This window comes from Citricoccus sp. K5 (assembly GCF_902506195.1).
GTDB lineage: Bacteria > Actinomycetota > Actinomycetes > Actinomycetales > Micrococcaceae > Citricoccus.
This window is the reverse complement of sequence record NZ_LR732817.1, coordinates 420,241-438,438: the sequence shown is the minus strand read 5'-3', so window position 1 is coordinate 438,438 and position 18,198 is coordinate 420,241. Positions and strand designations below refer to the sequence as shown.

15 protein-coding genes and 1 pseudogene are annotated in these 18,198 nt (G+C 69.4%); 8 read left to right on the top strand and 8 right to left on the bottom strand.

The window, feature by feature from the left end; all coding sequences use genetic code 11:
* Positions 1-91: 91 nt before the first annotated feature.
* From BOSE125_RS01925 to BOSE125_RS01915, 3 genes are read left to right on the top strand one after another with little or no spacing between them, the layout of a single operon-like run.
* Complete coding sequence (locus BOSE125_RS01925) at positions 92-1,390, top strand: NAD(P)/FAD-dependent oxidoreductase (protein WP_236557769.1); 1,299 nt, start codon at positions 92-94, stop codon at positions 1,388-1,390.
* A 34-nt stretch (positions 1,391-1,424) separates the two neighbouring features.
* Positions 1,425-1,973 (top strand): Fur family transcriptional regulator, encoded by a 549-nt coding sequence (locus tag BOSE125_RS01920; RefSeq protein ID WP_371300553.1) that lies wholly within the window; start codon positions 1,425-1,427, stop codon positions 1,971-1,973.
* Positions 1,974-2,020: 47 nt separating this feature from the next.
* Positions 2,021-3,523 (top strand): catalase, encoded by a 1,503-nt coding sequence (locus BOSE125_RS01915; protein ID WP_159549224.1) that lies wholly within the window; start codon positions 2,021-2,023, stop codon positions 3,521-3,523.
* A 78-nt stretch (positions 3,524-3,601) separates the two neighbouring features.
* On the opposite strand, the gene BOSE125_RS01910 is transcribed toward BOSE125_RS01915, so the two are convergent.
* Positions 3,602-4,090 carry a hypothetical protein gene (locus BOSE125_RS01910; RefSeq protein WP_159549221.1) on the bottom strand — a complete coding sequence of 163 codons (489 nt, stop codon included), beginning with the start codon at positions 4,088-4,090 and terminating at the stop codon, positions 3,602-3,604.
* Positions 4,091-4,376: 286 nt separating this feature from the next.
* On the opposite strand from BOSE125_RS01910, the gene purU reads away from it, so the two are divergent.
* Both purU and BOSE125_RS01900 read left to right on the top strand, forming a co-directional pair.
* Positions 4,377-5,225, top strand: coding sequence for a formyltetrahydrofolate deformylase (gene purU, locus BOSE125_RS01905; RefSeq protein ID WP_159554557.1), 849 nt, complete (start codon positions 4,377-4,379; stop codon positions 5,223-5,225).
* A gap of 37 nt (positions 5,226-5,262) precedes the next feature.
* Positions 5,263-5,784, top strand: coding sequence for a gamma carbonic anhydrase family protein (locus BOSE125_RS01900; RefSeq protein WP_159549218.1), 522 nt, complete (start codon positions 5,263-5,265; stop codon positions 5,782-5,784).
* Positions 5,785-5,790: 6 nt separating this feature from the next.
* Here the strand turns inward: BOSE125_RS01900 and BOSE125_RS01895 are convergent, their stop codons facing one another.
* From BOSE125_RS01895 to BOSE125_RS01880, 4 genes are all read right to left on the bottom strand, one after another.
* Entirely contained in the window at positions 5,791-7,116 is a 1,326-nt protein-coding gene (locus BOSE125_RS01895; protein WP_159549215.1) for an ABC transporter ATP-binding protein, read from the bottom strand.
* Between the two features lie 63 nt (positions 7,117-7,179).
* Entirely contained in the window at positions 7,180-8,109 is a 930-nt protein-coding gene (locus tag BOSE125_RS01890; protein WP_236557768.1) for a carbohydrate ABC transporter permease, read from the bottom strand.
* Positions 8,106-9,107 carry a carbohydrate ABC transporter permease gene (locus BOSE125_RS01885; protein WP_236558102.1) on the bottom strand — a complete coding sequence of 334 codons (1,002 nt, stop codon included), beginning with the start codon at positions 9,105-9,107 and terminating at the stop codon, positions 8,106-8,108. The genes BOSE125_RS01890 and BOSE125_RS01885 overlap by 4 nt, the downstream gene beginning before the upstream one ends.
* Before the next feature lie 5 nt (positions 9,108-9,112).
* A complete protein-coding gene (locus BOSE125_RS01880; RefSeq protein WP_159549212.1) occupies positions 9,113-10,432 on the bottom strand; it encodes an extracellular solute-binding protein in 1,320 nt (439 codons plus the stop codon).
* A 149-nt stretch (positions 10,433-10,581) separates the two neighbouring features.
* Between BOSE125_RS01880 and BOSE125_RS01875 the strand changes: the two genes are divergently transcribed.
* Positions 10,582-12,084, top strand: a complete 1,503-nt coding sequence (locus BOSE125_RS01875) for a glutamate--cysteine ligase (protein WP_159549209.1) — start codon at positions 10,582-10,584, stop codon at positions 12,082-12,084.
* 79 nt (positions 12,085-12,163) lie between these two features.
* Here BOSE125_RS01875 and BOSE125_RS18100 read toward each other — a convergent pair.
* Positions 12,164-12,322: pseudogene (locus tag BOSE125_RS18100) on the bottom strand (transcriptional regulator); the annotation flags it as partial.
* Between the two features lie 107 nt (positions 12,323-12,429).
* On the opposite strand from BOSE125_RS18100, the gene BOSE125_RS01865 reads away from it, so the two are divergent.
* Positions 12,430-13,326 carry a YihY/virulence factor BrkB family protein gene (locus BOSE125_RS01865; protein WP_236557767.1) on the top strand — a complete coding sequence of 299 codons (897 nt, stop codon included), beginning with the start codon at positions 12,430-12,432 and terminating at the stop codon, positions 13,324-13,326.
* A gap of 99 nt (positions 13,327-13,425) precedes the next feature.
* Here BOSE125_RS01865 and hrpB read toward each other — a convergent pair whose 3' ends face one another.
* Together hrpB and BOSE125_RS01855 are read right to left on the bottom strand one after the other, a co-directional pair.
* Entirely contained in the window at positions 13,426-16,116 is a 2,691-nt protein-coding gene (hrpB, locus tag BOSE125_RS01860) for an ATP-dependent helicase HrpB (RefSeq protein WP_159549203.1), read from the bottom strand.
* Positions 16,117-16,144: 28 nt separating this feature from the next.
* Positions 16,145-17,101 (bottom strand): SDR family oxidoreductase, encoded by a 957-nt coding sequence (locus tag BOSE125_RS01855; RefSeq protein WP_159549200.1) that lies wholly within the window; start codon positions 17,099-17,101, stop codon positions 16,145-16,147.
* 83 nt (positions 17,102-17,184) lie between these two features.
* Here BOSE125_RS01855 and BOSE125_RS01850 point away from each other — a divergent pair, with 83 nt between their 5' ends.
* Entirely contained in the window at positions 17,185-18,192 is a 1,008-nt protein-coding gene (locus BOSE125_RS01850; protein WP_159549197.1) for a D-isomer specific 2-hydroxyacid dehydrogenase family protein, read from the top strand.
* Positions 18,193-18,198: the final 6 nt, after the last annotated feature.

Sequence of the window (18,198 nt, the reverse complement as noted above, 5' to 3'; positions counted from 1 at the left end):
CGTGGCAGGACCGGCAGCGAGCGGCCGGCCGGAACACTCCATCGGAACGCTCCGTCGGAATACGCACGGCGGCCGTGGTGCTGCACTGAAGGTGAGCACCTCTGAGAGTTCCTCCGCGCCCGAGCTGCTGGCCGTCGTCGTGATCGGGGCCGGGCAGGCCGGGCTGAGTGCCGCCGGGCAACTCCTGCGCAAGGGCCTGAAGCCCTGGGAGGACTTCGTGGTCCTCGACGCCAACGACGGTCCTGGCGGCGCCTGGCGCCACCGCTGGGACTCCCTGACCTTCGACGCCGCGCATGGGATCCACGACCTGCCCGGCCTGCCGCTGGAGACCCCGGATCCGGCCGAGCCGGCCAGCCGGGTCGTCTCGCGGTACTACGGCACTTACGAACAGGACCTCGGCCTGCCGGTGGTCCGCCCCGCCAAGGTCGAGTCGGTGGTGCACCACATGGAGCCGGGCGCCCCGACTCCAGAGATGGCCCCGGACGCGGTTCCCAACACGGCTCCGAGTGAACACGGCACCTTCACCGTCACCACCGCGGACGGCCGCACGTGGCGGGCCCGCACGGTCATCAATGCCACTGGCACCTGGGACAGCCCCTACATCCCGTACTACCCGGGGATCGCCGAGTTCGCTGGCCGCCAGCTGCACACCCGGGGGTTCACGGCGGCCGAGGACTTCACGGGACAACGGGTCCTCGTGGTCGGCGGCGGCACCTCCGCCCTGCAGTTCCTCCTCCAACTGGACGCGGCCGGGGCCCACACCGTGTGGAGCACCCGCCGCGCGCCGGATTGGACGGACCACTTCTTCGACTCCTCGTGGGGCGTGAACGTGGAGGCCTCCGTCTCGGCCCGCACCACCATGGGCCTGCCGCCGCTGTCCGTGGTGGCCGCCACGGGCCTGCCCGTCACGGACCAGTACCTCGCCGGCCTCGCCTCCGGGGTGCTCATCAGCCGAGGCCCGCTGCGCCGGATCACCCCCTCCGGGGTGGTCCTGGACGGCCCGGGGCCCGACGGCGGCCCGGCCCCCTCCCAGGGGCCCGTCGCCGATCGGCTGCTCGCCTCCGGCGGCGCAGCGGCCGGCGGGCTGGATCGCGTGCCCGTCCTGCCGGGCCGGGCGTGCACCGCCCTGAGGACCGAGGACCCGCTGACCACCTGGGAGACCCCGGTGGACGTCATCCTCTGGGCGACAGGGTTCCGCGCCTCCCTGGACCACCTGTCCCCCGTGCACATCCGCGAGCGCGGGGGCGGAGTGGTGATGGCGGTGGACGGAGTGTCAGTGGCGAAGAGCCCCGGACTCTTCCTCGTGGGCTACGGCGCCTCGGCCTCGACGATCGGGGCCACCCGGGCGGGGCGACGGGCGGCCGTGGAGGCAGTCAGAGCCCTGCAGTAATTATGAGTAACTCAGAATATGCAATACTGGGGCCATGACCCAGAGCACCCCCGCCGAGACCCCTGACCAGGAAGGGCGAGCCCTCACCGGAGCCGCCCCCCTGGCCTGGGCCGCCCGCATGCGGTCGGCGGGGCTGCGGGTCACCAAGCAGCGGCTCGCGGTCCTGGACGCCCTGCACGAATACCCGCACGCCACGGCGGACACGGTGCTGGAGCACGTGCGCCAGAGCCTGCCGGGGATCACGGTGCAGTCCGTCTACACCGTGCTGCACTCCCTGACCGGCGCCGGCCTGCTCCGTCAGCTGGACCTGGCCAACTCGCCGGCACGGTATGAGACCCGCGTGGCGGACAACCACCACCACGCCGTCTGCACCGAGTGCGGGCGCATCGAGGACGTCGCCTGCGCCGTCGGCCATGCGCCCTGCCTGCACCCCTCCGAGACGCACGGGATGACCATCCGGATCGCCGACGTCGTCTATCAGGGCCTGTGCGTGGACTGCGCATCCGCTCAGCCGGCGCAACCCGCGCCGCCCACCGGGAACCTTGAGATCCCCACCAAGCCCCGGGAAGCCCGTCAGGGCTGACCGGTATCCCATCCACCCACCACACCCAACCGACCAAGGAGAACGTGATGACGGAAACCACCCCGCACGGTACCGGTTCCACCACTCAGGCCGGCATCCCCGCCGTCAGCGACCGCAACTCGCTGACCGTGGGCGCCGACGGCCCCATCGTCCTGCACGACCACCACCTGGTGGAGACCCTCGCGCACTTCAACCGGATGAACGTCCCCGAGCGCCGTCCGCACGCCAAGGGCGCCGGCGCCTTCGGCACCCTGGAGATCACCGAGGACGTCTCGAAGTGGACCAAGGCCGACTTCCTGCAGAAGGGGAAGAAGACCGACATGCTGGCCCGCTTCTCCACCGTGGCCGGCGAGCTGGGCTCCCCGGACACCTGGCGCGACGTGCGCGGCTTCTCGCTGAAGTTCTACACCGAAGAGGGCAACTTCGACATGGTCGGCAACAACACGCCGGTCTTCTTCGTCCGCGACCCCATGAAGTTCCCGCACTTCATCCGCTCCCAGAAGCGCATGCCGGACTCGGGCCTGCGTGACGGCACCATGCAGTGGGACTTCTGGACGCAGAACCCGGAGTCCGCCCACCAGGTGACCTACCTGATGGGCGAGCGGGGCCTGCCCAAGTCCTGGCGCACCATGAACGGGTACTCCTCCCACACCTACTCGTTGGTCAACGCCGCCGGCGAGCGCTTCTGGGTCAAGTGGGCCTTCGAGTCCCAGCAGGGCGTGGAGAACCTCTCCAACGCCGAGGCCGAGCGCCTGGCCGGGGCGGACGCCGAGTACCACCGCCGCGACCTGCGGGATGCGATCGCCGAGGGCGACTTCCCGAAGTGGGACCTCTACTTCCAGATCATGCCGTACGAAGAGGCCAAGACCTACCGGTTCAACCCCTTCGACCTGACCAAGACGTGGTCCCAGAAGGACTACCCGCGGCACAAGGTCGGCACCATGACCCTGAACCGCAACCCGGAGAACTTCTTCGCCGAGATCGAGCAGTCCGCGTTCTCCCCGGCCAACATGGTCCCGGGCACGGGCAACTCCCCGGACAAGATGCTGCTGGGCCGCAACTTCGCCTACGCGGACGCCCAGCGCTACCGCATCGGCACCAACTTCCAGCAGCTGCCGGTCAACAAGCCGATCAACCCGGTGCACACCTACAACTTCGAGGGCAACATGTGGTACGAGCACACCGGTGCCCGCTCCATGTACGCCCCGAACTCCTTCGGTGACTCCTGGTCAGACGAGACCGGCCCGGTGGACAACGGCTGGGAGGCCGACGGCGCCCTGACTCGCGAGGCCTACACCCTCCGCGAGGACGACGGCGACTTCGTGCAGCCGGGGATCCTCGTCCGCGAGGTCTTCTCCGACGCCCAGCGCGACCAGTTCGTGGAGACCGTCTCCGGCGCCTTGGACGGCGTGCAGGAGCCGGTGCTGTCCAACGCCTTCCAGTACTGGAAGAACGTGGACGCCACCATCGGCCAGCGCATCGAGGACGCCGTCAAGGCCAACGCCGATGGCGCCGACGTCCCGGGCATGGGCGTCGACCGCGACCGCTAAGATCCGCCAGTCCCCCGGCCGGCGCCGGTTTCCCGACGCCGGCCGGGGACGCTTGGTCCCGAGGGCCCCGTTCCGATGTCAGGAGCGGGGCCCTTGCACGTCACCGTCGAGGGGCTTGTCCGCGGCATGCCTCCCTGGTCCGGCGTCGTCGACCGGCGCGGTCTCGCCGGCCGGGTCGGCGCCGTCGGTTGGATCGGCGCCGTCGACCCGGCGCCCCTCCCGGTCTGTCCGCACCTCTGGGTCCAGCCGGTCCGCCTCCCGCAGTTGCGCATCCAGGGCACCACGCGATGAGTCGGCCGTCCGCTCGCGCTCCTCGGCCTCGACCCGCAGTTGCCGGGCCTGGTCCTCCGCCGCATCTGCATCTTGACGGACGGCGGATGCCCGTTCCTCCTCAGCCAGGGTGCGCCCCTGCCGCCGATCTGCCTCAACGCGGAGGTCTTCCGCCGCCCGGTGGGCAGCCTCCCGCCGCCGGTCCCGACTCCGCTTCGCCCACACGATGGCAACGACGATGATGATGAGGGCCACCACCACGCCGATGACTATCCACAGCATCTGCTGGCTGTCCATGACCTGTCCTTTGCTCTCGCTGACGGTGCGCCTGCCGGACGGCTCGGGAGCTGTCCGGCTGGTGCCGCCCACTGTGCCATAGGGTGACCTGGGGGCCGAGGCCTGGGACGCCGCCCAGTTCCACCACCCAGGGTCCCTACAGGTACCGCGCCTCCCCGACGACAATTTCGTGCCTGGTGATACAAATCACTATGGAGATAGGTATGCTTTCCCCATGAATGCTTCTACCCCTGCCACCGCGTCCCAAGCCACCCCGGCCGGTTCGGCCGAGATCACGGGCCACCCCATGGTGCTGTCCCTGTCCTGCAAGAACAGCCGCGGCATCGTGCACGCCGTCTCCGGCGCACTGCTCTCGGTCCAGGGAGACATCACCGACTCCAAGCAGTTCGACTCCCCGGACACCGGCACCTTCTTCATGCGCGTGGAGTTCACCACCCCCGAGAGCCGCGATGCGGTCGAGGCAGCCCTGGAACCGGTGCGCGAGGAATTCGCCATGGACCTCGGCCTCTGGGAGGCCTCCCGCAAGACCCGCACCCTGGTGATGTGCTCCAAGGACGGCCGTACCCTCAACGACCTGCTCTTCCAGCAACGTGCCGGCACCCTCTCCGTCGAGATCCCGGTCATCGTCTCCAATCACCTCGAGCTCCAGCCCATGGCCTTCTTCTACGGCATCCCCTTCATCCACATCCCGGTGGCCAAGGACGCTGAAGGCAACACCAACAAGGCGGAGGCCGAGGCCAAGCTCCTGGACCTGGTCGCCGAGTACGACATCGAGCTCGTGGTCCTGGCCCGCTACATGCAGATCCTCTCGAACGACCTCTGCCGCAAGCTTGAGGGCAAGGCCATCAACATCCACCACTCCTTCCTCCCCTCCTTCAAGGGCGCCCGCCCCTACCACCAGGCCCACGAGCGCGGCGTCAAGCTCATCGGGGCCACCGCCCACTACGTGACGGCCGACCTGGACGAGGGCCCGATCATCGAACAGCAGGTCCAACGCGTCACCCACGCCCAGTCCGCCCGCGAATTCGTCATCCGCGGCCGCGAGGTCGAAGGCTCCACCCTCTCCCGCGCCGTCAAATGGCACGCAGAGCACCGGGTCCTCCTCGACGGCAAACGCACCGTCGTCTTCGACTGACGGCGATCAGGTGTGCCACGGCACGTACGCTGTTGCCATGGCACACCTCATCACCGTTTCCGGTTCGACGCCGGTCGCCCACGAGTCCTGCTTCCTCGCCCCCACCGCCACCCTGTCCGGTGACGTGGCCCTCGCGGCCGAGTCCTCGGCCTTCTACGGCGTCTCGGCCCGCGGCGACAGCGCACCCATCCGGGTCGGCGAGCGGACGAACCTGCAGGACAACGTGGTCCTCCACGCGGATGCGGGCTTCCCCTGCACCCTGGGCCAGGACATCTCGGTGGGCCACGCCGCCGTGGTCCACGGTGCCACCGTGGAGGACGGCTGCCTGATCGGCATGTCCGCCACGGTCATGAACGGCGCCGTGATCGGGGCCCAGTCCCTCGTGGCCGCCGGCGCCCTGGTACTCGAGGGCACGGTGGTCCCGCCGCGGTCCCTCGTGGCCGGGGTGCCCGCCAAGGTCCGCCGCGAACTCACCCAGGACGAGCTTGCCTCCCTCGGCAGGAATTCGGCGACCTATGTGCGCTTGGCCGCGGCGCACCGGGCAGCCACCTCCGAGTAGTCCCCGCTAGCCGTCCTTGGCTGCGGCCAGCTCGATCTCGCGCTCGCGTTCCTCCGTGGCCATCCTTGTCAGTTCGGCGCCAGCCTCCGCGTCACGGGTCAGGTTCTCCCCGGATTCGGGGTCGAAGATGTGGATGCGGGACGTGTCCACCCAGAGGTCGGTGGGCTGGCCGGGGCGCACCCGGGACTCCGCGGACAGGGTGGTGACCACTTGCGGGCGCAGCTCGTCCGCGTCCATCTCCGCGGCGAGGTCGGACAGCAGACGCCGGACCTTCTCGTCCGGTTCGAACTCGATGTAGCCGTACTGCTCGTGCCCCAGCCATTCCAGGTGGGACAGCTCCGCCGTGAAGACCGCGCCCTTGCCCTTCTTGGCCTCGTCCACGAGTTGCGCGTCCTCGAAGAACTCGGGCCGCAGACCGATCATGAGCAGTTCATGGCCCTTCGCCACGGCAGCCTTCTCCGCGGAGATGGGGATGTCGCCGATGGGCGAGGAGAGGACGGCACCGCCCGACCCCCCGGCCCCACCGGCACCCTCGGAACCCTCCTTGAGCGTGGCGGGCAGGAAATTCATGGACGGGGAGCCGATGAAGCCGGCCACGAACAGGTTCACGGGCTGCTCGTAGAGTTCGCGGGGGCTGGCCACCTGCTGCAGTTCGCCCTTCTTCAGCACCGCCACCCGGTCACCCAGGGTCATCGCCTCGGTTTGGTCGTGCGTGACGTACACACTGGTGACGCCGAGCCGGCGCTGCAGCTGGGCGATCTCGGCGCGCATCTGCCCGCGCAGCTTGGCATCCAGGTTGGAGAGCGGCTCGTCGAACAGGAAGGCATCCGCCTGGCGGACGATCGCCCGCCCCATCGCCACGCGTTGCCGCTGACCGCCGGAGAGGTTCGCCGGCTTGCGCTCCAGGTGCTCGGTCAGTTCGAGCATCTCGGCCGCCTTGCGCACCCGGTCATCCACCGATCCGCCGCCGGCCCCGCCGTTCGCTCCCCCGGTGGAGTCACCGTTGGAGCCTGACTTCTTGGCCAGTCGCAACGGGAAGGCGATGTTCTCGTACACCGTCAGGTGCGGGTAGAGGGCGTAGTTCTGGAACACCATGGCCAGGTTCCGGTCCTTCGGCGCGGCCTCGTTCATCCGCGTCCCGTCGATCTGCAGCTCCCCGGACGTGATGTCCTCCAGCCCCACGATCATTCGCAACAGGGTGGACTTGCCACAGCCAGAGGGCCCCACCAGGATGACGAACTCACCGTCGGCGATGTCCAGGGACACATTGTTCACGGCCGGGAAGCCGTCGTCGTACTTCTTGACGATGTTGTTCAGGGTGATGGAGGCCATCGGTGCTCCCTTTCTCTGCTTGTCTTGCGTGCCTAGCGTGCTCTGCGTGCCTGTGTTCGCGGCTCAGCCCTTCACCGCACCCGAGGTCAGTCCGGCGACGATCTGCTTCTGGAACAGCATGACCAGCAGCACCACGGGGATGGTGACGATGATCGCCGCGGCGGAGATCGCGCCGGTGGGTGATTCGAACTGGGAGGCGCCGGTGAAGAACGCCAGGGCGGCCGGCACGGGTCTGGCCGCCTCGGTGGAGGTCAGCGAGATTCCGTAGACGAAGTCGTTCCAGGCGATGAAGAAGGCGATGATGGCGGTGGTGAAGACCCCGGGCAGGGCCAACGGGACGATCGCCTTGCGGAACGCCTGCAGCGGGGTGGCGCCGTCCACCTGTGCGGCCTGTTCGAGCTCCCACGGGATCTGCTGGAAGAACGCCGTGAGCGTCCAGATGGAGATCGGCAGCGTCAGGGACAGGTACGGGATGATCAATCCGGGCCACGTGTCATACAGGCCCAGCGTTCGCCACATGTTGAACAGCGGCGTGACCAGGGAGATCACCGGGAACATGGAGACCATCAGGGAAACGGTCAGCACCACCCTCTTGCCCGGGAAGTCCAGGCGGGCGATCGCGTAGGCGCACAGGGTGGCCAGCACCACGGCGATGGCCGTGGCGATCACGGAGATGCCGATCGAGTTCCACAGGGCGGTGAGGAACAGCTGGCGGGAGTCGCCCACCAGGATCTCCTCGTAGTTCACCGTGGAGGGTGTGGTCGGCAGGAACTGCCCGTTGGACAGGTCCCCCGGGGTCTTGAAGCTGGTGGCCAGGATGGAGGCCACGGGGAACAGACACCACACGGCCACGATGACGGTGAGCACCCACCAGCCGATGGCCGTGTTCCGCTTGGCACGGCGGGCCGTCTTCTGGCCCTCCAGCTCCTCAGCGGTCGGGTCCGGCTCGCGGGCGCCCTGGCCAGCCGGGACTCGGGTTGCTTCGACGCTCATTTGCGGCCTCCCTTGGATCCAGCCAGGTCAACGTTGAAGACCTTGATGGCGACGAAGGCGATCAGGGCCACACACAGGAACAGCACCACGGAGATGGCCGAGCCGAGCCCGATCTCGAGGCGGCTGATCGAGGTGCGATAGGCGAGCAGGGAGAGCACCTCGGTGCCGTAAGCGCCGTTGGTCATGATGAAGATCGAGTCGAACACCCGGAACGCGTCCAGGGCCCGGAACAGCACGGCCACCATGATGGCCGCCTTCATGTTCGGCAGCACCACCCGGCTGAGCCGCTGCCACCAGTTGGCGCCGTCCACGGAGGCCGCCTCGGAGAGGTCCTCCGGGACCTGAGCCAGCCCGGCGAGCAGAAGCAGGGAGATGAAGGGCGTGGTCTTCCAGATCTCCGAGAACATGATGATCACCAGCGAGGTGCCACCCTGGGCGAACCAGTTGAGCTCATCGTCGAACCCGGGCAGCCAGCTGAGCCAGTTGTTCACGTACCCGGAGTCGATGCTGAACATGTAGTACCAGGCATAGGCCGAGACCACGGTGATGATGCCGTAGGGCACCAGGATCACGGTCCGGACCAGGCCACGGGTGGACTTGATGGCCTTGTGCATGATCATCGCCAGGATGAATCCGAGAATGAGTTCCACGAAGACCGTGACCACGGTGATCAAGACCGTGACCCCCAGGGCGCTCCAGAACACCCCGTCCGTGAGGATCGTGGCGTAGTTTCCCAGACCGATGAACTCCCGGTCGGCCGGAGCCGTGAGGCGGTAGTTGAACATCGAATCCCAGACGGCCTGCGCCACGGGGTAGAAGATGACGGCCACCATGATGACGAAGGCGGGCCCGGCAAGCCACCAGCCCAGGCGGGCCTCGGCCTTCGCGCGTTCGGAGGTCGGCGCCTTGCGGCGGCCGCGGGAGCCGCCCGGAGGCGCGGTGCCTCGGTGGGGATCCGCCGGATCCGCCGGGTCGACCACGGGGACATTCGTGGGAATGGCACTCACAGCAGGGACTCCCCTCGCAGGACTTCCATGATGAACTGACCGGTCTCGGCCGGGGTGGTGTCCGGGTCAACGGCGCCCGGCGGGGTGAACCGCTGCTGGATGGCCGTGGACACCTCGTTGTAGTACGGCGTCTGCGGGCGGGGAGCCGCCAGCTGCAGGGATTCGCGGATGGTCGGGGCCATCGGGAACGCCTCCTCCACGGCCGGGTCGTCGAACGCGCTCGCACTGGAGGGCGGGTTGCCGTTGGTGATGAAGTACTCGGTCTGGTGTTCCGGGGTGACGATGCACTCGATCGCCTCCCACGCCAGCTCCGGGTGCTCGGATTCGGCCCCCACCCCGAGGTTGATGCCGCCCAGGGGCGGGGCCGGTTCCTGGTCCTTCACCACCCGGGGGTACAGGGTCCAGCCGATGTCCTCGGGCAGGTCCTCCGGGAGTGCCCCATCCTCCACGGCGGCATTGGTGGCGGGCCAGACGAACGGCCAGTTCACCATGAAGGAGCCGTTGTCCCCTTGGAAGAGCAGCATGGCCTCGTTCTCCTGCTGGGTGGCCAGGCCGGGCCCACCGAGGCCTTCCTGGCCGATGGTGGAGATGATCTGCGCCGCCTGGAGACCGGCCTCCGTGTCGAGTCCCGTCTGGACATCCGCTGCGGAGGCCTCCGGATTCTCGAGGATGTGCCCGCCGGCGGACTCGACCAGCGCGTTGAGCCACACGGTCATGGACTCGGCCCGTGCCCCCTGGACGCCGAGTTCCTTGTCCTGGTCCCGGGCGACCTCGATCAACTGATCCCAGGTGACCGGTTCGTCCATGTTCAGCCCCGCCTCCTCGACCACGGACTCGCGGTACCAGAGCAGCTGGGTGTTCGCCCAGAACGGCACGGTGACGAGGTTGTCCTTCCAGGTCGCCCCGGCCAGCGCCCCCTCCAGGGTGTCCTCCGTGGTCGAGGAGGCCACGTCCTCGGGGACCGGCGCGAGGAATCCGGGCTCGGCCAGCTCGGGGATGAAGGGCGGGTCCAGGGACATGATGTCCATCGAGGTGTCCCCGGCGGCCAGGCGCCGGGTCAGCTGCTCACGCTGGGAGGCTGCGTCAGTGGGGAGGATGGACGTCTCGATCCGGTAGGCCCCGTTGGCCGCCTCGGTGCACTGTTGCGCGATGGTGGCCTGGCCGCCGTCGTCCGGGTTGGTGTACCACGTGAGGACCGGGGTCTCCTCCGCTGGCCCGCAGCCCGTCAGGACCAGGGCTGCTGCGGCTACCACTGCGGCGCTCGCCAGCCGGCGGGTGTGCCGGCCACTCGGTCCACTCGGTCGGGATTGCCTCATCAGTCGCGTACCTCCGGTCCGGTTCCGTCCCACGGTGCTGCGTCCCGGACCGAGAACTCACCTCGGGCCTGTGAAGCAGGTCACTCTGACGTGAGCATATGCCCGCCGCGGGTGTTTCCCAAGGGTTCCGGTGCCTTACGCTTCATCCCATGGGCACCGAGGTCGAGTCGAGCACCTATTCCCGGTCCGAGCGGACGCGGTACCGCGAGCGGCTGGAAGGATCACTGCGGGAACTGAAGGACTACCTTGCCGGCAGCGACTTCTCCGGGGCGGGGCGGATCGGCCTGGAACTGGAACTGAACCTGGTGGACGAGGCATCCCAGCCGGCGCCGCTGAATCGCGCGGTCCTGGACGCCATCGACGATCCGGCGTTCCAGACGGAACTGGGCCGGTACAACATCGAGCTCAATCACCCGTCCCTGACGATCCGCGAGCGCGGATTGCGCGACCTCGAGGAATCCCTGAAGGCGGAACTGGACCGGGCGGACGAGCGGGCCATCCGTGCCGGAGCGCAGCTCTACGCCATCGGCATCCTGCCCACCCTGGACGGCGAGGACCTGGCCGGTGAGGACTGGATCAGCGAGGGCAACCGCTACTCGGCCCTGAACGCGGCGATCCTTGAGGCGCGCGGCGAGGACATCCTCATCGACATCGACGGGCCCGAGCACCTGTCCTACTACGCCCGGGACATCGCCCCGGAGTCCACGTGCACCTCCATGCAGCTGCACCTCGAGGTGACCCGGGAACAGTTCGGCCCGGTCTGGAATGCGGCGCAGGCGATCGCCGGACCGCAGGTGGCCCTGGCCGCGAACTCCCCGCTGTTCCTGGGCAGCCGGTTGTGGGCCGAGTCCCGCATCCCCGTGTTCCAGCAGGCCGCGGACACCCGGGGGCCCGAGCTGGCCCGGCAGGGGGTGCGGCCCCGCGTCTGGTTCGGCGAGCGCTGGATCGAGGGCATCGAGGACCTGTTCGAGGAGAACATCGCCTTCTTCCCGGCCCTGCTGCCGGAGATGTCCGGCGAAACGGGCACCACGGCGGCCGGGGCGCCGAGACTCGCCGAGCTGCTGCTGCACAACGGCACGGTCTACCGCTGGAATCGGCCGATCTATGATCCCGGCAAGGACGAGAAGAGGGACGACGCCGGCACCTCGCCGGCGCTTCCGGCCAACCTGCGCGTGGAGAACCGGTTGCTTCCGGCCGGACCCACGGTCGTGGACATGGTCGCCAATGCCGCCTTCTTCTTCGGCCTGGTCAAGTACCTGGTGTCCACGGAGGAGAACCCGTGGCAGCGGATGTCCTTCGCGGTGGCGAGGACCAACTTCTACGAATGCGCCCGGCACGGCCTGAACGCCTCGGTGTACTGGCCCGGATACGGGGACGTCCCCGTCACGGAGCTGCTGGACCGGCACCTGCTGCCGGCCGCCCGGCACGGGCTGGAGCTGCTCGAGGTGGAGGACGACGTGGCGGACCACTACCTGGCAGTGCTCACCGGCCGAACCCGGACCGGCCAGAACGGGGCCACGTGGATGACGCGGTCGCTGGGCCGGTACGAGGAATCCGGCCTGTCCCGCGGCGCGGCTCTTTCGCGCCTGGTGGCGGAATACGGGAAGCACATGCGCGGCGGAGACCCCGTGCACACGTGGCCCCTGCCGTGACGATCGGGCACCCTGTCAGCCATCTGTCCGGGCAGCCGAGGACTACGTGCAGTCGGAGTCCGGCGGTCAGTTCCCGCAGCGAGGCCACGTGAGCGGCGAAGGCTGCCTTGCCGTCCGCGGAGATGTACAGCCACATGCGGGGTCGCTTTCCGACGAAGCCCTTGCGGATGGTCACGTAGCCCGACTGCTCCAGCGCGCCATCGCGACGTGATCGCGAGACGTCCCGTGAAAGGACCACCTGTGTCGACCCGTGTACGTACCGGATCCATCGTGAGAGCGGCGGAGAAATCCGCACCAGTCAGCGGCCATCAGCCGCGCCACCGACCCCGTCTCGCAGGATCCAGCTTGGCATACGCCCTGAAGGGATCCGCGAAGAATTTCGGACGGGACGGTGGCTTCGATTTAGCGGCCATGCTCACGTTCTTCTCGGTCTTGTCTCTGGCCCCCGCTCTGCTGGCAGTGTTCTCCATCATCACGCTCGTGCTGGCCAGCAACGCCGAAACCGTGATCTCCGTGGGAGACGACCTGGTCCGGCAATACGTGCCCACGGAATACCAGAACCTCGTGGTGAACCTCGTAGAGACCATGATTGATTCCGCCGCGGGAGGAGGCATCGCGCTCATCATCGGCATCGCCATCTCCCTGTGGTCTTCTTCCATCTATGTCAGGGCCTTCTCCAGGTGCATGAACACCATCTACGGACGCGACGAGGGCCGAGGCCTGATCAAGCGGACGGCCACCATGCTGCTGACGACCCTGACCATTCTGTTAGTCGCAGTGCTGATCCTGGTCTGCCTGGCCCTCAACGATGCCCTGGTAACGGGCATACTCGGCCCCATCGCCGCACCCTTGGGCCTAGGCGACCTCTTGAGATTCATGACCGAGTCGTTCCTGCCCATCTGGGCGTGGGCCAAATGGCCAATCATCCTCGCTTTGATGCTCGCGATCATCGCCCTGCTGTATTACTTCACTCCGAACGTTCGGCAGCCGAGAACCACCTGGTTGAGTCTGGGATCGGCGATAGCGATCCTCGGCATCGCTATCGCCGTCGGTGCGCTCTACTTCTATTCCTCATACTTCGCTGGTTTCAACCCCTACGGCGCAATCGGAACCATAATGGCCCTTCTCATAGCCCTCTGGCTCATTAACATCGTTTTGCTGCTGGGAGCCGAAGTGGACGCCGAAATCCAGCGAACCCGCGAGTCGCAGATCGGCAATCCGACCCAGAACGGACAGTTCTAGTGTGTGCTGATGCCTCAGGCGATCTGTTCTTTTGCAAAAGGTGTGGACCGAACGCAGGTTGACTCCGGATGCGCATTCCTGCCCTCACCGCCGGCTCCGCTACCGGGACCTGTCCTTCGTCCTCGCCGTGGCCGGCGCGGTCCAGGGGTCCTCAGGCCACGGGTGCTTGGGGTAGCGCCCCCGCATCTCCGCGCGCACCTGGGCGTAGGGTCCGGACCAGAACGAGGCCAGGTCGCCGGTGACGGCCAGGGGCCGGCCCGCCGGGGAGAGCAGGTGGAAGACGACCGGCACCCGGCCGTCCACCAGCCTCGGCGTCTCAGCCAGCCCGAAGCACTCCTGGAGCTTGACCGCCACCACCGGGGTGCCGGCGTCGGGAAGCCCGGCGGCGGGATCCGCAACACCGGGACCCACTGACGCCTCCACGCCCGGATAGTCGATCCGCGCGGTGCGGCCGCTGGGCACCGGCAGTCGCTCGGGGACCAGCTCGTCCAAGCGCACCGCCTCCGGCCACGGCAACAGCCGGCGCAGGGCCGAGGCCAGATCCAGCGAACCGGTCTTGGCTCCGCCGGCCAGCTTCTCCACCTCGGGGGCGAGCCAGTCCTCCCAGCTGGCCGCGAGCGCCGCCGAGGACATGCCCGGCCATGGCTCCCCCAGCGTCCGGTGCAGCAGGTCCAACCGGCGGCGCATCGCGTCGGCTCCGGGACTGGACTCGGCCGTCAGGCCGATGGCCTCGGGGCCCCGCTCGGACAGCAGGCGCACGACGGCGGCGCGTCCGGATGCGCGGTCGGGTGCCACCGGCGTCTCGGACAGGAGGATCGCTCCCACCGCCTTCACGGCCCGGCCGACCACCCGGCCGTCCTGCCACGTGGCGGTCCGCTCCTCCCGATAGAGGGGTCCGGCGAGCTGTTCGGCCAGGGCGGCGTCCACGGGGGCCGCGGCCCGGATCACGGCTCCCGTGCCGGCAGCGGCCCTGCCTTCGGCGCGTGAGACCTCGGCCACGGCCAGCCAGTCCGCCCCGGCCAGCGGGCTTCCCGGCGGCAGCGCGGCCCGGGTCCCGGAGGCCAGCAGGTAGATGCCGCTGGCCTTGCCACCGCTGGCTCCGCCGGCACCGGCGGCGTCCGGGGCCCGCCGCGCCAGGCGTTCAGGCCAAGCGAGCCCGACGACGGCCCCCACCTCGGATTCCCGCGGCACCCTGGTGCTCCCCGAGTCCACCGGACCGGCGCCGCCGGCCAACCGCTCGAAGCGCTCGGTCTCCCGACGCCACCGGACTGCCTCGGTGTCGCCGCGACCCGCGGCACGCAGCCGGTGCAGGGACACCGTCAGGTCGGCCCCCTCGGGCCGCACGTCGGACGAGACCAGGGCGACCACCTCGGCGGCGGCACGCGCACCCACCAACCGGCCGCCGTCGAGCAGGGCGCGGGCCAACCGCGGCTCGGCGGGGATCGCGGCGAGGCTACGACCGTGGTCGGTGGCGCGGCCGGCGGGGTCGATGGCGTCCAACGCGGTGAGCGTCTCCAGTGCCTCGGCCAGAGAGACCTCCGGCAGCGGCTCCGGCAATACCAGTCCCTCTCCGGCGGGCGCACCCCAGCAGGCCAGCACCAGCGCGGCCCCGGTGAGGTCCGCGACGGCGGCGGCGGGCGTCGGCTGCGCGGGTGCCGTCCCGTAGGTGCTGCGGTCGTAGCAGCGGACCACGGTACCGGGTCCCAGGCGCCCGGCACGGCCGGCCCGCTGGTCGGCGGAGGACTGCGCGGCGGCCACCGTCACCAGTCCGGTCATGCCGCGGGCAGCGTCCCGGCGGGGTTCGCGGGCCAGACCGGCATCCACCACGAGCCGTACCCCCGGCACGGTCAGCGACGACTCGGCCAGGGAGGTGGACACGATGATCCGGGGCCGGTCCGCAGCGGAGGGTTCGCGCCCGCCGACGGCCCGGTCCTGCTCGGCGGCCGGCAACTGGCCGTGCAGGGGCAGGATCTCGGTGTCCGGGGCCAGCGCCCGCAACCGGGACACCGTCTCCGCGACCTCGCGGGCTCCGGGCACGAAGACGAGGGCGTCGGTTCCCGGCTCGGCAGCGCGGACCTCGGCATGGACCTCGGCGGCGCACCGGGCGACGTGCTCGAGGAAATCCCGGCTCACCCCACGGAGGTCCTGGCGGCGGCCGGAATGCGGTCGGTAGCGGATGGCCACCGGGAACAGGGCTGAGGGACAGTCGACCACGGGGGCGGGACCGGGCCGGCCGGTGCCCTCCCCCAGTCGGGCGGCGAACTGTGCCGCATCCAGGGTCGCGGACATCGCCACGAGCAGCAGTTCAGGGCGCAGCTGGGCCACCTCACCGAGCATGCCGAAGAGCAGGTCCGTCTCGAGATCGCGTTCGTGGACCTCGTCCAGGATCACGGCGCCGACGCCGGCCAGTTCGGGATCACGCAGCAACCGGTTGACGAGTACGCCGGGGGTCACGAACTCCACCAGCGTCTCCGCGCCGGTCTGGCGTTCCCCGCGGACCACATACCCGGACCGGGTCCCGACGCCGGTGCCGTCCAGGGCCGCGAGGCGGCGGGCGGCGGCGCGGGCCGCCACCCTTCGCGGCTGCGTGACGATGACCTTCTGCCCGGACAGCAGGTTCGCCGCGGCCGGCGGCACGAGCGTGGTCTTGCCGGTGCCCGGCGGTGCCTGCACCACGGCGAGGCGCTCCGAGACCAGTGCCCGGCGCAGGTCCGGCAGGGAGTCGCTGAAGACCAGGCCTGCGCCCAGTCGATCGAGGTCGAAGGGGCCGGTCCGGGTGCGGGAACTCATCCTCCCATTGTGGACCGCCCGCCGTGGATCAGGGCGTGGGGGTGCCGCCGTTGGCGTTGAGGGTGTCACCGGTGACGTAGCTGGACTCCCCGGAGGCCAGGAACACGAACGCCGGAGCCATCTCCACCGGCTGACCGGCACGGCCCATCGGGGTGTTGTGCCCGAACTTCGGCAGCTTCTCCTTGGGCTGTCCGTCAGAGACCTGCAGGACGGTCCAGACCGGGCCCGGTGCCACGGCGTTGACGCGGATGCCCCGTTCCGCCACCTGCTGGGCCAGGCCCTTGGTGAAGTTGTTGATCGCCGCCTTCGTGGAGGCATAGTCGAGCAGGTTCGGCGACGGCTCATACGCCTGGATGGACGTGGTGTTGACGATGGTGGAACCGGGGCCCATGTGTTTCAGGGCGGCTCGGGACAGCGTGAACATGGACATGATGTTGATCTGGAACGACTCGTGCACCTGTTCATCGCTCAGGTCCTCCAGGGAGTCGGAGATCACCTGCTTGCCGGCGTTGTTCACCAGGATGTCCAGCCCGCCGAGCCTCTCCACGGCGGCGTCCACGACTCCCTCCCGGTACGGCCGGTCCATCAGGTCCCCGGGAAGCGCGGCCGCGGTCCGTCCGGCTTCCTCGATGGCCTCGACCACACGCCGGGCGTCCTCCTCCTCGGCCGGCAGATAGGCGATCGCCACGTCCGCTCCCTCCCGGGCGAAGGCGATGGCGACGGCGGCGCCGATCCCGGAGTCGCCGCCGGTCACCAACGCCTTGCGCCCGACCAGGCGGCCCTGGCCACGGTAGGACTCCAGACCGATGTCCGGCACCGGTTCGGTCTTCACGTCCAGCCCCGGCTCCGGCTGGTCCTGTTCCGGTGGGGAGATCTTCGGGTGCCGGGTCGTCGGGTCATCGGCGGCGAGCTGGCCTGCCCCCGCACCCCCACTACTGGCGTTGAGGTCGGTCTGGTTCTCTGGGTGGTTCGCAGATCCGTTCATGACCCCGACCCTAAGGACCTGCCCCGCCGGCATCAAGCCGTCGCCAACGCACCGGTGGCCTCCGGTTGTGACAGCATGGCGGCATGACTGAGTCAGTTGCCGTGAACCCCGCCACCGCCGGACCCGATCGGGTCCTGTTCTACCCGCCGGCCGATGCCCGCCGAGACGGCCCCTACCGCGAGGCGCACGCCGGACCGGCGCAGGCCGCGGCCGACGTCGGCGGTTCGGTGGTGCCAAGCGACGCTGACGCACCCTACGGTGACGGGTCCGCGACCGCCCTGGTGATGGTGTACCCGGTGCCGGTCGAGGACGTTGAAGCCATCCTGGCCGCCAACCCGTCGCTCGGATGGATCCAGCTGCCGTTTGCCGGCATCGAACGGTACGTGCCGCTGATCCGGAAGCGAACGGACCTCCAGTGGACCTCCGCGAAGGGTGTCTATGCACCGCCCGTGGCCGAGCACGCCCTCGCGCTCACGCTCGCCCTGCTGCGGGACCTGCCCGAGCGGGTCCGCGCCACCGGGTGGGGCCCCGGGGGCGGCACCACCCTGAACGGGCTGAACTGCGTGGTGGTCGGCGGGGGCGGGATCGCCCGCGAGTACCTGCGCCTGCTCAAGACCTGGAACACCACCGTCACCATGGTCCGGAGGACCGACGACGAGGTGCCCGGGGCGGACCGGACCGTCACGCAGGACCGGTTGGACGAGGTCCTGCCGGGCGCCGACGTCGTGATGATCGCCGCGGCCGCCACGGACGAGACCCGCGGCATGATCGGGGCCCGGCAACTGGAGCTCATGGACCCCACCGCCATCCTGGTCAACATCGCCCGCGGAACCCTCGTGGACACCGATGCCCTGGTGGCGGCGCTGGCCGCCGGGTCCGTCCGCGGTGCGGGACTGGACGTCACCGACCCGGAACCGCTCCCGGACGGACACCCGTTGTGGGCCGAACCGCGCTGCCTGATCACCCCGCACACGGCGGACACCCCGCAGATGTGCATCCCGTTGATCAACGCCCGCAGCGAGCGGAACCTCGCCGCCCGTGCCGAGGGGTCCGCGCTGGAGGGACGGGTGGACGCCGAGGCGGGGTACTGACCGCCA

What these genes read in the sequence shown, in the direction of transcription:
- BOSE125_RS01855 (WP_159549200.1), bottom strand. Translation starts at nt 17,101, where the DNA reads ATGAACGGATCTGCGAACCACCCAGAGAACCAGACCGACCTCAACGCC.
- hrpB (WP_159549203.1), bottom strand. Translation starts at nt 16,116, where the DNA reads ATGAGTTCCCGCACCCGGACCGGCCCCTTCGACCTCGATCGACTGGGC.
- BOSE125_RS01890 (WP_236557768.1), bottom strand. Translation starts at nt 8,109, where the DNA reads ATGAGCGTCGAAGCAACCCGAGTCCCGGCTGGCCAGGGCGCCCGCGAG.
- BOSE125_RS01900 (WP_159549218.1), top strand. Translation starts at nt 5,263, where the DNA reads ATGGCACACCTCATCACCGTTTCCGGTTCGACGCCGGTCGCCCACGAG.
- BOSE125_RS01875 (WP_159549209.1), top strand. Translation starts at nt 10,582, where the DNA reads ATGGGCACCGAGGTCGAGTCGAGCACCTATTCCCGGTCCGAGCGGACG.
- BOSE125_RS01850 (WP_159549197.1), top strand. Translation starts at nt 17,185, where the DNA reads ATGACTGAGTCAGTTGCCGTGAACCCCGCCACCGCCGGACCCGATCGG.
- BOSE125_RS01895 (WP_159549215.1), bottom strand. Translation starts at nt 7,116, where the DNA reads ATGGCCTCCATCACCCTGAACAACATCGTCAAGAAGTACGACGACGGC.
- BOSE125_RS01910 (WP_159549221.1), bottom strand. Translation starts at nt 4,090, where the DNA reads ATGGACAGCCAGCAGATGCTGTGGATAGTCATCGGCGTGGTGGTGGCC.
- BOSE125_RS01915 (WP_159549224.1), top strand. Translation starts at nt 2,021, where the DNA reads ATGACGGAAACCACCCCGCACGGTACCGGTTCCACCACTCAGGCCGGC.
- BOSE125_RS01880 (WP_159549212.1), bottom strand. Translation starts at nt 10,432, where the DNA reads ATGAGGCAATCCCGACCGAGTGGACCGAGTGGCCGGCACACCCGCCGG.
- BOSE125_RS01920 (WP_371300553.1), top strand. Translation starts at nt 1,425, where the DNA reads ATGACCCAGAGCACCCCCGCCGAGACCCCTGACCAGGAAGGGCGAGCC.
- purU (WP_159554557.1), top strand. Translation starts at nt 4,377, where the DNA reads ATGGTGCTGTCCCTGTCCTGCAAGAACAGCCGCGGCATCGTGCACGCC.